At 41.0% G+C, this 12,201-nt stretch carries 13 protein-coding genes and 1 tRNA gene; 8 read left to right on the top strand and 6 right to left on the bottom strand.

Translation table 11 applies throughout. The features are described from left to right. Positions 1–83: 83 nt before the first annotated feature. The 5 genes from infB to C7391_RS04000 all read left to right on the top strand — a co-directional run bounded on the left by infB (position 84) and on the right by C7391_RS04000 (position 3,946). Positions 84–1,871 (top strand): translation initiation factor IF-2, encoded by a 1,788-nt coding sequence (gene infB / locus C7391_RS04020; protein ID WP_133517271.1) that lies wholly within the window; start codon positions 84–86, stop codon positions 1,869–1,871. 159 nt (positions 1,872–2,030) lie between these two features. After that, positions 2,031–2,429: a hypothetical protein gene (locus C7391_RS04015; protein WP_133517270.1), complete on the top strand. Its 399-nt coding sequence runs from the start codon at positions 2,031–2,033 to the stop codon at positions 2,427–2,429. Beyond that, positions 2,419–2,736 (top strand): type II toxin-antitoxin system HicA family toxin, encoded by a 318-nt coding sequence (locus tag C7391_RS04010; protein WP_133517269.1) that lies wholly within the window; start codon positions 2,419–2,421, stop codon positions 2,734–2,736. The genes C7391_RS04015 and C7391_RS04010 overlap by 11 nt, the downstream gene beginning before the upstream one ends. 46 nt (positions 2,737–2,782) lie before the next feature. Next, the gene (locus C7391_RS04005; RefSeq protein ID WP_133517268.1) at positions 2,783–3,187 is read left to right on the top strand and encodes a hypothetical protein; all 405 of its coding nucleotides are present in this window, start codon (positions 2,783–2,785) and stop codon (positions 3,185–3,187) included. A gap of 318 nt (positions 3,188–3,505) precedes the next feature. Next, positions 3,506–3,946, top strand: a complete 441-nt coding sequence (locus C7391_RS04000) for a 30S ribosomal protein S6e (protein ID WP_133517267.1) — start codon at positions 3,506–3,508, stop codon at positions 3,944–3,946. A gap of 162 nt (positions 3,947–4,108) precedes the next feature. Here C7391_RS04000 and C7391_RS03995 read toward each other — a convergent pair whose 3' ends face one another. From C7391_RS03995 to C7391_RS03975, 5 genes are all read right to left on the bottom strand, one after another. Next, positions 4,109–4,723: a CPBP family glutamic-type intramembrane protease gene (locus tag C7391_RS03995; RefSeq protein WP_133517266.1), complete on the bottom strand. Its 615-nt coding sequence runs from the start codon at positions 4,721–4,723 to the stop codon at positions 4,109–4,111. A gap of 254 nt (positions 4,724–4,977) precedes the next feature. Beyond that, positions 4,978–6,231 carry a coiled-coil protein gene (locus tag C7391_RS03990; protein WP_133517265.1) on the bottom strand — a complete coding sequence of 418 codons (1,254 nt, stop codon included), beginning with the start codon at positions 6,229–6,231 and terminating at the stop codon, positions 4,978–4,980. Between the two features lie 9 nt (positions 6,232–6,240). After that, complete coding sequence (locus C7391_RS03985; protein ID WP_133517264.1) at positions 6,241–6,828, bottom strand: hypothetical protein; 588 nt, start codon at positions 6,826–6,828, stop codon at positions 6,241–6,243. 326 nt (positions 6,829–7,154) lie between these two features. Continuing rightward, complete coding sequence (locus tag C7391_RS03980) at positions 7,155–7,445, bottom strand: DUF424 domain-containing protein (protein ID WP_166627399.1); 291 nt, start codon at positions 7,443–7,445, stop codon at positions 7,155–7,157. Positions 7,446–7,479: 34 nt separating this feature from the next. Then, positions 7,480–9,585 carry a minichromosome maintenance protein MCM gene (locus C7391_RS03975; RefSeq protein WP_223610984.1) on the bottom strand — a complete coding sequence of 702 codons (2,106 nt, stop codon included), beginning with the start codon at positions 9,583–9,585 and terminating at the stop codon, positions 7,480–7,482. Between the two features lie 233 nt (positions 9,586–9,818). On the opposite strand from C7391_RS03975, the gene C7391_RS03970 reads away from it, so the two are divergent. Next, positions 9,819–9,901 (top strand) — tRNA-Ser (locus C7391_RS03970). Between the two features lie 93 nt (positions 9,902–9,994). On the opposite strand, the gene C7391_RS03965 is transcribed toward C7391_RS03970, so the two are convergent. Next, on the bottom strand, positions 9,995–10,555 hold the full coding sequence (locus C7391_RS03965; protein ID WP_133517261.1) for a DUF2127 domain-containing protein: 561 nt from the start codon (positions 10,553–10,555) through the stop codon (positions 9,995–9,997). A 141-nt stretch (positions 10,556–10,696) separates the two neighbouring features. On the opposite strand from C7391_RS03965, the gene C7391_RS03960 reads away from it, so the two are divergent. Together C7391_RS03960 and C7391_RS03955 are read left to right on the top strand one after the other, a co-directional pair. Further along, the gene (locus C7391_RS03960; protein WP_133517260.1) at positions 10,697–11,713 is read left to right on the top strand and encodes a transcriptional regulator; all 1,017 of its coding nucleotides are present in this window, start codon (positions 10,697–10,699) and stop codon (positions 11,711–11,713) included. 123 nt (positions 11,714–11,836) lie between these two features. Then, positions 11,837–12,181, top strand: a complete 345-nt coding sequence (locus tag C7391_RS03955; RefSeq protein WP_133517259.1) for a KilA-N domain-containing protein — start codon at positions 11,837–11,839, stop codon at positions 12,179–12,181. The last annotated feature ends 20 nt before the right edge of the window (positions 12,182–12,201 follow it).

The following is a 12,201-nucleotide window of genomic DNA, read 5'->3' as shown; positions in this document are numbered from 1 at the left end:
CAGGGCGGTGCGAAGCAGCGAACCTGACTCAATTTTGATTATTCGCCGGCGCGGTTGTTTCGCTTTCGGTTGAGGTGATTTTTATGGCAGAGGAGAATAAGAATTTAAGAACGCCGATTGTTTGCGTGATGGGACACGTCGACCACGGCAAAACCACGCTTTTAGATCAAATTCGCGGAACGGCTATCGTTAAGGGTGAAGCGGGCGCGATTACGCAACACATCGGCGCAACGGAAGTGCCGATTGATGTGATTGTTGAAAAATGCGGGGACAAGCGTTTGGCTGACAAATTTATCGTCCCCGGACTTTTGTTTATTGATACGCCCGGTCACCATGCTTTTACAACACTTCGAAGCCGCGGCGGATCTCTTGCCGATTTGGCAATCGTTGTCGTTGACATTAATGAAGGATTCAAGCCGCAAACCATTGAAAGTTTGAACATTCTCAAACGCTTTAAGACACCTTTTATTGTCGTTACGAATAAAATTGACAGAATCCTTAACTGGAAATCCCATCCGGGAGAATCTTTCTTATCCACTTACAAAAAACAAACGCCCGAAGTTCAGGGCATTTTCGAACAGAAATTTTATGATGTCATCGGCCACCTTTATGAGCAAGGATTCAGTGCCGACCGCTTTGATCGCGTCACGGATTTCCAGAAAACGCTTGGTGTCGTTCCGATCAGCGGGTTGACCGGCGAGGGTATTCCGGACGTTTTAATGGTGCTTCTCGGTTTGGCACAGCGTTTCTTGGAATCTTCTCTTCATTATGATGTCAACGGTCCCGGAGTCGGTACCGTTTTGGAAGTTAAGGAAGAAAAGGGTCTCGGAACAACGGTTGACGTGATTTTATATGACGGCTCTCTTCAAAAAGGCGATACGATTGTCATCGGCTGCCTGGGTGAGCCGATTGTCACGAAAGTCAGAGCGTTGTTAAAACCGCGTGAACTCAGCGAAATCCGATACGAGAGCAAATTCCAGCCGATTCCGAAAGTAACGGCTGCGGCCGGTGTTAAAATTTCCGCGCCCGATATCGGTGACGCGCTTGCCGGCGCGCCCGTCATTCAGGCAACGCCTGAAACATTGGATGAAGTGATTGAAAAAGTCAAATCCGAAATTGATGATGTTCAAATTCAAACAGATACCGACGGCGTTATGATTAAAGCCGACACAATCGGCTCTTTGGAAGCGATGGTTCACGAATTTAAGAAAGCGGATGTCATGATTCAAAAAGCGGAAGTCGGCGACATTACAAAACGCGATATCATGGAAGCGTCTACCATCAACGATCCGATGCATTCCGTTATTTTGGCATTCAATGTCAAAGTTAATCCGGACGCTGAGGAATTGATGGAACAAAAGGTTGCTCACAATGTTAAAATCTTTAAAAACGATGTTATTTACCGTATTTTAGAGGAATATCAGGACTTTGTCAAAGAACAGGAAGAAGAGTTAGAGCAACTGCAAGCTGACACGCTTATCAAACCTGGACAGTTTAAGATTTTGCCGGGTTGCGTTTTCAGACAAAGCAAGCCGGCTGTCGTCGGTGTTCGCATTCTCGGGGGCGTTGTGAAAAACAACACCGAAGTCATGCTTCCCGACGGAACCGTTGTCGGAACCGTGAAAGGTCTCGAACTCAGCGGCAAAAAAATTCCGAAAGCAACTGTCGGCATGGAAGTGGCAATGGCAATTGACGGCGTGACGGTCGGCCGCCAAATCAAGGAAGAAGACATCTTATACGTTCACATTCCCGAGAGCGATTCCAAAGTTTTGGAGTTTGAAATTTTTGACACATTAACGTCTGATGAACAGGAAACGCTTGACAAATATCTTGCTATCCGCAGAAAAGACAAACCGTTTTGGGGAAAATAAATAATTTGGTGAAATAACTCATTATGAATCGAAATTATTAATTTTTTAACATTTTTTGGAAATTTGTAATTTCGATATATTTTATTTTTATTTTTTTCTTACTTTTAAATTTTAAAAAATTAAAAAATTTATTTTAATAATCATCTTCTATACGGGTGTATGGCATTGACAGTTCCCGAAAACTCTGCAGAAAATCTTCCTGTAATTTTCAAAGGCGCAAATTCTGTTCAAGATTTGCTGATCTATGATTCCGTTTCTGTTTCTAAAAATGGTGACATCTTTGAAATTTCGGAGTTGTCGGCTGATTCTCGTTTAGTTCTTCTTCATCCGTTGGAATTGACTGTTTATTTTGATGACGGTTTATATATTGTTGAAAGCGATCTCTTCGAAATATTCTCATTTGATAAATCTTTCAAAAACGCTTTGTTAGATCTTGAAATTCAATTTTATGATCTTTGGGAGGACTTTGTTTCAGTTGATGAAAAACGGTTGGCATCAAGCGGCATTGTGCTTAAGAAATTGCTTCAAAAATATTTGAGGGAAAAAGATGCGATTTAAAAGTCGCGAAATCGAATCGGCACTCAAAAAGAAAGGATTCATTGAAGTTCGGAACGGGGACCACAAACATTATTATTTTGTTGATGAATCCGGTTATACTTTTCTTAAAACTCGGGTCAGTCACGGCAATCCCGAATACAGCGGTCGACTCTTGTCAAGTCTAATGAAGCAGCTTCATTTGAATTCTTCGCAATTACAAGATTTGGTTAATTGCCCGCTGACGAAAGACAGACTTCATCAAATCTACGAGCAGGAAATGGAAATAATTGAAAAACAAAAACTGGAAATATTAAATGATTCAAATTGATTTTTTTCATTTTCAAAATAAAATTTTAAAAAAAATTGGAGATAAAATGGCGCGAAGAACGTTCAGCCTTTCTAAAAAAACCGGCAACCAAAGAACCGCTGTCACTTTCAAACGAAATAAAACGAAAACCAATTGCGTTTTGGACCAGACGAAAATTTGGATTTTGGAAGAAGGCGGCCATTTTGAAATGCTTCAGTTTTCTTCCAAATCAAAATTGGAATTGTTTAAACCGCTTTCCTTAACGGCTTATTTTAATGAAGGGTTTTTCATTATCGAAAGTTCTCTCTTTGAAATTTCCTCCTCCCATAAATCTTTCAAAAAAGCGTTGGAAGACTTGGAACTTCAAATTAATGATCTATGGGATGATTTCGTTTTGGCGGATCATATCGCTTCCGGCGGTCTTGCGCTTCAAAAAAACATTTTAGCGCATGTTCGGGAGAAATCGATATAATCATCCTTAAAATGACACGGTTTTTACGAATAACATTTATAAATGATGAAGCGATTTACTCCATACACGACGACGGTATTATTATCTCGGAAAAATTGTTTCAAACCGGCAGATTGCCTTGTATTTGATTTCTTATGAATCGGATTTTTCGGCTCCGATCTCATTTTCACTGATTTCACCTCAATTGCATCCGGTTTTAAACGCTCAATTTTATACTCATTATTTCGCTTGAATACATTTTTTATTTTCGTATTCGAAAGGAATCTTAACTTAAATTTAAATCATTCATTAAATTAACAATTTAACGGAGTTATATCAATGGCAATGAAAATGGTCCTCGCAGACCCGAAAACAGGTAAATCCTACAAGATCGAACTTGACGCAGCAAAAGAAAAAGACATGTTGGGCAAAGCAATCGGCATGGAATTGGACGCTGAAATCGTCGGTCTCCCCGGCTACCAGATGAAAATCACAGGCGGTACCGACAAAAGCGGTTTCGTCATGAAAGGCGACCTCCCCGGCCCTGCAAAAAGAAGAATTCTCGGTGCATCCGGTATCGGTTTCTCCCCTAAAATCAACGGTCAGAGAAGAAGAAAGTTCATCCGCGGCAACGAAATTTCCGTTGACACCTCCCAGATCAACGCAAAACTCATCGGCTACGGCGACAAATCAATTGAAAAATTGCTCGGCCTTGAACCCGAAGAAGAACCTGTTGCAGAAGAAGCTCCGGCAGAAGATGCAGCACCCGCAGAAGAGTAATTTTACTCTTCTTTCTATCCTTTTTTTAAATTTATTTCATTCATTCTTCTGTCAGGTTATGTTCGTTTATTTATTTTTTAAAAATTCACTTCATCTCAATTGAATTCTGTTTTACATCATCTGTTTTATACAATCTGTCTAATCGGTTTTACATCATTTGCGTTAGGGCGAAATAAGCACAAGCATGAAGATGAATGTGTCTAACAAAAAATGAATTGCGTAAGATACGAAAATGTTTTTTGTTTTTAAATATCCGTACATCGTGAAGATGGAACAAAATCCTTGAAGAACTAAAACCGAGATGAGATTTTGATATGCCGGCAAATGAAGCAAAGCGAAGAGAATCAATGTTAATACGGTTGCGATAACAATGCTCATTTTTCTGTTCTTTGTGAAATGATAAAACACTGTCAAAAAGAAGATAAATGGTATAATTTTTATCAGTTCTTCGCCGAAAAGTTGAAGCGGAAAAATCAGCCATGTTGAAATTAACATTAATTCGGAAGTAACCGGATTATCTTGAGCGACAATACCCAAATAAGTTAAAACAGTGGACAAAAAAAGTGTAACTGCGAGTTGCGAAATTAATAATATCACGATGAGTTTAATATCACTTTTTTTAATTTTTTTGCAGATTAAACCGTATTTCCAATTTATTGCAAATCCGAATCCGAGAACCGGGATGATAAAATACACTAATCTTCTGAATGTTCCTAATTCGGAAAGAAAATCCGAAACCATAATCAAAACCAATGTTAAGATGACTGATAATATCATTACAGTCCATTTTCCGGTGCTTATGCGCGGATTCTCGTTATAGAAGGGAAAATCCGGGGTTTCGCTTTCAAATTTAAAAAAATCGTCTTTTTGCATTTTATCAACCTATTCGTTCTATTGCTATTTATCAATGCAAATAAAATACAATTATTTATTATAATATTTCTGATAAAATCTAAAGTATCGGATATAATATCAAAAAAGAGAAAGGAAACGGAAAACAAGTTTCCGTTTTTGAATTTGTTTGAATTCGTTTATTCTTTGTTAAAGTCAATGTCGCCTTTTTCAATCAAAGCGCCGAGGTCTTCCAAACTGAGGCGGCCGTTCTTCTTTAATTTTTCCTGGGCATTGGAGTGAATCTTGTCGACACGCTTTTCATCTCTTTCATTTTGGAAGTCTTTCAATCTGTCTAAGTAGATGTCAAGTTCTCTTCTGGTGATTGCGATGTTCTTCTTCAGCGGGTCGATTTTTGCCGTTGTCGGCTTGATTAAAGCGTATCTTTCGGTGAGGCGTTTGTGGTAGCCGTCAGCTTCCTTTCTCAACTCGTCCACTTTTCTGAAAACTTCAATCATTTCAACGTGATACTTCTGAGATTCTTCGGAAAGCTGTTTGATTTCAGCGGAAAGCTCGTCACTTTTGGTGTACATGCCTTTGTTTTCGTTGTAAATTTCCTGAATCTTGCCGTGAAGTTCGTTGGCTTCTTTTGTTGCTTTGACACGTTCTGTGAGGTCGGTCAAACGCTCGAAAAGATTCTTTTCGTGATCCAAATTGATGTCGTCTTCAAGGAATTTTCTCAAATTCTCACTGTAGTTTTTCATCAAAATGTCATACGTGCCTTTTGAAATCTTATTGTATTCGTCTCTCTTGGTTTTGAGCTGATTGATTTCATCAGATTTGGATTTGGTTTGTTCCATTTCCTTGCTTCTTTCCGCTTTCAAAACCGCAATTCTCTGATTCACTTCATCTCTCTTAGCACGGCTTTCCTGCGCGGTTTTTGAGATTTCGCGAACCTGGGCGTTTAATTCGTCTCTTTTGGTTTTTAATTCGTCGCCGTCAGCTCTGTGAGTTTTCAATTCGCGGAAAATCGCTTTCAAAGCTCTTTCATCGTGTTCAAGCGTGTTTCTGAGTTGATTGGACTTGCTTTTTGCTTCCTGCTCCGTCATGTTGGCAACAGCAACTTGCAAATCTTCCAAACGCTTTTCAACCGATTCTTTATTTTCCTTCAAAATTTCTTCTTCCGCCTTTTCTTCGGCAGCGATTTCATCTGCAACGACCACTTTATCTTCGGCAGCGGGCGTTTCAGATTGAGCTTCCGTCGTTTGTTCAGCTTCTGCGACAGATTCGGATTCCGTTTCTGTGACAGGCTCCGATTCTGTTTCAGTGACAGGGTCTGCTTCTGCAACGGCCTCAGTCTCTGCAACAGCGTTGGTCTCCGCAACAGCTTCCGCTTCGGGAACGTTTTCTGTTTCGACCGGGGTTTCCGTATAAGTTGTATTTTCTTCAGTCATTTTAAGTCCTCACTTCATCTCTTTCCAGTATTCCAAGGACTCTTTATGGCTGTCAATTCTTCTGGAAAGCCAGTCCGCTCTTTTGTTTTCCGTGACTTCTCCCTGTTTTTGAACCAGGAGTTTTTTGTCAGCGTCCAATGCTTCTTTTAAAGTGTATTCTTCAACATAAGCTTGGTAAGCGGCATCAATTTTTGCCAAAAGTGCGGATTTGTCGCCGCCTTCTGCTGCGTTAATGTCCGAGCGTAATGTTTCATAAACGGCTTTTCTCTCCTCTGCGGTGTCGGAGGTTTTGTCGGAATTCAAAGCGGTAATGCCGGCTTCGATCTTTTCAACATCCATCGGCTTGAGGTCCAACTTCTTCAATTCTTCTGCCGCTTCATGACCGGAGTGGTGTTTTTTCTCGTCAAAAACACCGGTTTTTTCTTCATTATCGGCAATGCGCGTTTTTAAGTCTTCAATTTCCGTTTCCAAACCGGTGGAAGTTGTTGTCAGCGCATCGAATTCTGCCTGATATTCCGCAATTAAGCGTTCGTGTTTTTCAACAACGGCAGAAATGAGTTCATTTCGTTCTAAGATTCTGATTTCTTCAGTTTGCACACTATCACCTGAAAAGGCAATACTCTTTGAAAAACGGCGGTCACATTCTGCAGTTATGCGACCTCGCGTTTTTATTTGTATTTTTTAATTTAGTTTATTGAAGTTAATTGTCTTCTAATTTTAAATAATAATTTAAATAATAAATGTAAAAGCGTTCAATCGAAAATTATTGAAAATCAATTACTGTTTTTGATTCAAAAAATGAGGGTTTTTCTGTTCCGGTTTTATATGCCGCCGTTTCGAAAAAACAGACGTTATCTTTCATTTTTTTTGGATAAGATTCAATTTGAATTATTTAAATGCTTTGACTCTGTTTTGCTGTCTGATCACAGTGTAAAATACAATGCGTGCGGAATTTCATCAAAGTAGATTGCCGTGTTTGGATCAACAATCCCGCATCTGACTGCGCAGGCAACTGCTTTTTGGCCGATCAGGTTGGCGGTTGTCGCACGCATCAGCAGATCTTCAAGAACATCTTCCGTTGTTTCTTCGCCTTGATAAAATGACGCGTTGACTTTGATTTCACATTTTTCATTTTTAAGGGTTTGGCCGATGAGCTCTTTGTCACAGGCCGCCACCATGAAATGTTTTTCGGTTTTATAAGTTTTAACGTACATGTTTTCCCTCATTTCCCTCTTCATTATACCCTTCTTATTTACTCGAAAGTTTGTAACCGTCAGATCCCGGCGGGCTGTAAATGTCCCCTTTGCTGCTCATTTTATGGATGTACACTTCAAGCTCTTCAGCACTGATTCCTGATTTTTCAGCTTCGGCCTGCACTTCTTTTCGAGATGCGACTCCGCCTTGTGATCTCTCGGAAATTGTTCGGATAATATCTTTTACAACGCCGATTTTGTCTCGCTGGGATTGGCTGACGCCGGAATTGATAATGCTTGCATCCAGCATGCCGGTCGTCGGGTCAATACCGACATTTTTCAGGCATTCCATTGTGATATCGGTTGTTCGGATCGCATCATCCATCGTCACGCGGTTGCTGAGGCGAACGCGGGCGCTTGCTTCGGCCAGTCTGATCAGTGCTTCTAACTGACGCGCGGTCACGGGAATGGGCGTGTTTTTGCCTTCGCCCTGCTTTCTGAGGCTGGTATAAAAATCAACCAAATGCATTCTGGCATCATCGTCCATGATCGGGTACACGTTTCTTCTGGAATACGCGACGTATTTTCGAAGCAGGTCAGGATCAATTTCGGGAATGACGTTGGTCATTTGCGAATCAATGTATTCCTGCGTAATATCGGAAGAGGAAATGTTATTTTTGTGCTGCATCAATTCGCCGGCGTAATGGGTTTGAAGAACGTGTTCGGCGATTTTGGTATCCATTTGGCTTTCGGGAACATCGAGTAAAAGGAAAATCAAATCGAAACGGGACAAAAGTGCCGGCGGCATATCTATTTGATCCGCCAAACTTTCATAACGGTTGAAACGGCCGTAAACCGGATTTGCCGCGCCGAGCAATGCGCATCTTGATTTCAAGGTTGCGATAATGCCGGCTTTTGCAATACTGATGGTTTGCTGTTCCATGGCTTCGTGAAGCGAACTTTTATCTTCGTCACGCATTTTGTCCATTTCGTCAACGGCCGCAATACCCATGTCAGCCATGACAAGCGCGCCGCCTTCAATTGTCCAGCGTCCGTCGCCCATGTCATCTTTAACAGCCGCTGCCGTCAAACCGCTCGCAGAAGCACTTTTGCCGGATGCAAAAACACCGCGCGGAGAAAGTTTGACGATGTATCTCAACAACTGACTTTTTGCAACACCGGGGTCACCGACAAGAATAACGTGAATATCGCCTCTTGTTCGCGTTCCGTCCGGGAACTGCTTAACAACGCCCGAGAAAAGCTGGTACATGAGCGCGCGTTTCACATGCTCGTTGCCGTAAATGGTCGGCGCGATAGACGCGACAATTTTGTCATAAACTTCAGGGTCGCGGCTGAGCTCTAAAATCTGTTCTTCTTCTTCAGCGGTAATGTCAAGCTCGTCGTATTCCTGGTCGAGACGTTCAATGGAATTGGCATCCAAAACCAAGTCATAAAAGGTAGATTTCCCTTCACGGAGCGCGCGCGGAACGGATCGCAGAATGCCGTTGACAATCACGCGGTCACCCGGGGAAATTTGTCCCGTCAAATCGTCATTGAAATTGATTTCAATGCTTTGCGGATTCGAGCCGCCTTTAAGGCTTTCCGGTGATTCCTGGATTTGTCCTTTTTGGGAATCAATAAATTCGGATTGCTCAATCACGAGTTTGAACGGGCCGCGTTTGCCGCAGTTTTCATTTTCACAGCCGGAATACGGTTCATCTAATTTGTTTCCGGGCTGCTCAACATATGTAATCGTGTCGCAGCGCATACATTTAAATGCTGCTTTTGTAATGCGCGGGCGGACTTCCGTTGCCCGTCGAATCATGCCTTCAATGGCGATAAATTTAGAAAGGTGTTTGCTTCTCAAATCACGAATCGGAATCCTGTTCGGAATATTAATGACGCGGACGTGCGCATTTTCCATGTTTTTCGATGTCGGCAAATCCATATCTTTAAGCGCGAATTCTAAAGAAAGAATCACCGATTCGGGATCTTCCATCAAATCGCGCGCGATGTCACGGTCGAAAACTTCCAGTTTGTCGTAATTGACAGTTAGGCTGCGCTTATCGGGATAGCTGTTCGCGAGTTCCAAAATGTCGTCCTGATGGTACCGCTTTAAGAAGTCCTTTAACTTTTTATTCCATTTTTCGTCAACAACCATGATGTCACCGAATTTTAAAGAAAATTACAATAAATTGGAAAGAAGTAAATGTTTCAATCCTATGATAAACCTTTTTAAATTTCTGTCTGAACAATGAATATTTTCAGATAAATATTGAAAGGTGTCAAGGTGAAACTATTCGTTTTTTCATAAAACTTAAAAGTATTTATATGAAAAACAGTATTAACAAAGAACGCTGAGTTGTTTTCTCTCAGTTTTCATTGTATTTTCATGCCCGGTTAGTCTAGTGGTAAGGCGGTGGTCTCGAAAACCACTTCTTCTTCGAAGAGCGCAAGTTCAAATCCTGCATCGGGCGCTATTTTTATTTCATTTTTATTTCATTTTTGTTTTATCGGTTTTATTTCTTTTGTTTCATCAGTTTTGTTTCATTGGTTTTGTTTCTTTTGTTTCATCTCTTTTCATCGGTTGTTTCATTGAATTTTATCTCGCTTCGCTGTCTTTTTTTCACGCGGGTGTATTCGATGTATGTCAACACGATCATTAAAATATCAAAAATCGTCAACAGAATCAAAAATACAGACGGTGTAATCGTGTATTTGTAAATCTGGTAGATGATAAACGCGATTAAAAGCATCATCGAAAGCGGATATGCCCACAATTTTCGTTTCAGAAGTGCGTACACGATGAATGATTTTGCAATTCCGTGTGAGAGAAGATACAATATGAAAAAATTCTGAAGATCAATTGAGAAATTTTGACTGAGCCCGATGATTATTTTGACAATTGAATCGGTCGGCTCCTCCGCCCATTCGCTTTGAGCCAGCCAAACCATAATTTCCTGAACTCTTGCCGGGCTCATAAACAACATTAAAACGCCGCCGACAATTTGAAAAACGCCGTTGAGTCCTTTCAGAAGAATACCGATTTCAAAACCGATATGATAAATATCTCCCGATAACAGATTTTTGAATCGGTTTTTTAATTCTTGTAAACGACCGGTGTTTTTCATAAAATCATATTTAAATTTTCAACTTATTATATTATTGCATTTTCCGGTAATTATTGTCTTCTAATTTTGTTTCTATTTTTATTTTCTTTTTTCCTTTTTAAGAACTTTTATATAGACCCGCATTCATAATTTGGAATCAGAATGTCTCGAGATATCCTTGTCGACCAGACAATTGAAGTGCTTCGGCACGCCGGGTTTATGGTCTCTGACCGCTGCGATATTCGCCCCCGGAGTTTTGATATTGCTGCCCGCCGAGGAGACACCTTGCTTTTATGCAAAATTTTACTCAATCTCGACGGTTTGACGGAAGAAACCGCAAACGAAATGCGCGTTCTCTCAGAAATTCTCGGCGGAACGCCGCTTGTCATCGGCGAAAAAACACGTGATCAGCCGCTGGAAGATAACGTCATTTATATGCGCTACAAAATTACAGCCGTCAACATTCACACATTTTACGATTATTTCATCGAAGGCATCCCGCCATTAGTCTCAGCATCACCCGGCGGACTTTACGTGCCGATTGACGGCAACGCACTCAAAGAAGCGCGCATCGAAAACAACCTGTCACTCGGATCGCTTGCCGGCATCATCGGCGTTTCCCGCCGCACGATCAGCAAGTATGAAGAAGAAGGAATGCACGCGTCAATTGATACTGTTTTAATTCTCGAAGATTTGCTTCAAATTGAACTGGCGCAGCCGATTGATATTTTAAACCCGACGGTTTTGATGAACCAAAAAACGACGGCAGAACCGTCCAATCCGAATCCCGTTAAAGTCGGCGGTTCAATTTCCGGCGAAAACAAACCGCCGAGTTCAGAAACCGTCGCCGAAAATGAATTATTGACTTACGTCTCAACGCTCGGCTTTGACGTGAAAGAAACCGCTCACGCGCCTTTCCGCGCCGTTTCCAAAGACAAAAATTCCGTCATTTTAACAGGCGTCAGCAAATACAACGCCTCCACGCTCAAGCGCGCGCATTTGATGAGCAGCATCTCCGATGTTTTGCAAACAGATGCCGTTTTCTTAATCAACGGCAATTCCAAAGTCAAATCCGTTGAAAGCACCGCGTTCATCGAGAAAAAAGAACTTGTGAAAATGAGCGGGCCGGAAGATCTGATTGAGACGATTGAAGAGCGGAAAGTGCCTGAGAAGAAGTGAGACGATTTGAAGAACTAATCCTTTCCTTTCCCCAAAAAACCAATAAAAAGTTTTCTATTTTTACAAAATCCTCTTATTTTACATATCTTCCGCTTTAGGTTGTCATCTCTTTAAATTTGGTTGATGGCAGATCAGAGGGAAGATACAGTGAATGGAAAAAATATAACGATTACAGTGAATGATATTGAAATCTCAGTTTCATCTTTTGATAAAGAAGATTTTATTTGCATAACCGATATTGCAAATGCAAAATCAAATCTTTCAAGGCCGGCTGATATCATTAAAAACTGGATGAGAAATAGAAATACTCTCGAATTTTTAGGAACATGGGAAACAATTTACAACCCTGATTTTAAAGTGGTCGAATTTGACCACTTTAGATCAATGGCAGGCTCGATTTTTGCGGTTGCCGCCGTGCGCGAACCGCTCCGCTTTTCAAAAAACAAACAAAACGCGATACGTATTTAAAATAAAACAGAAATGAAACG

This window comes from Methanimicrococcus blatticola (assembly GCF_004363215.1).
GTDB lineage: Archaea > Halobacteriota > Methanosarcinia > Methanosarcinales > Methanosarcinaceae > Methanimicrococcus > Methanimicrococcus blatticola.
This window is presented reverse-complemented; position numbering and strand designations above follow the sequence as displayed.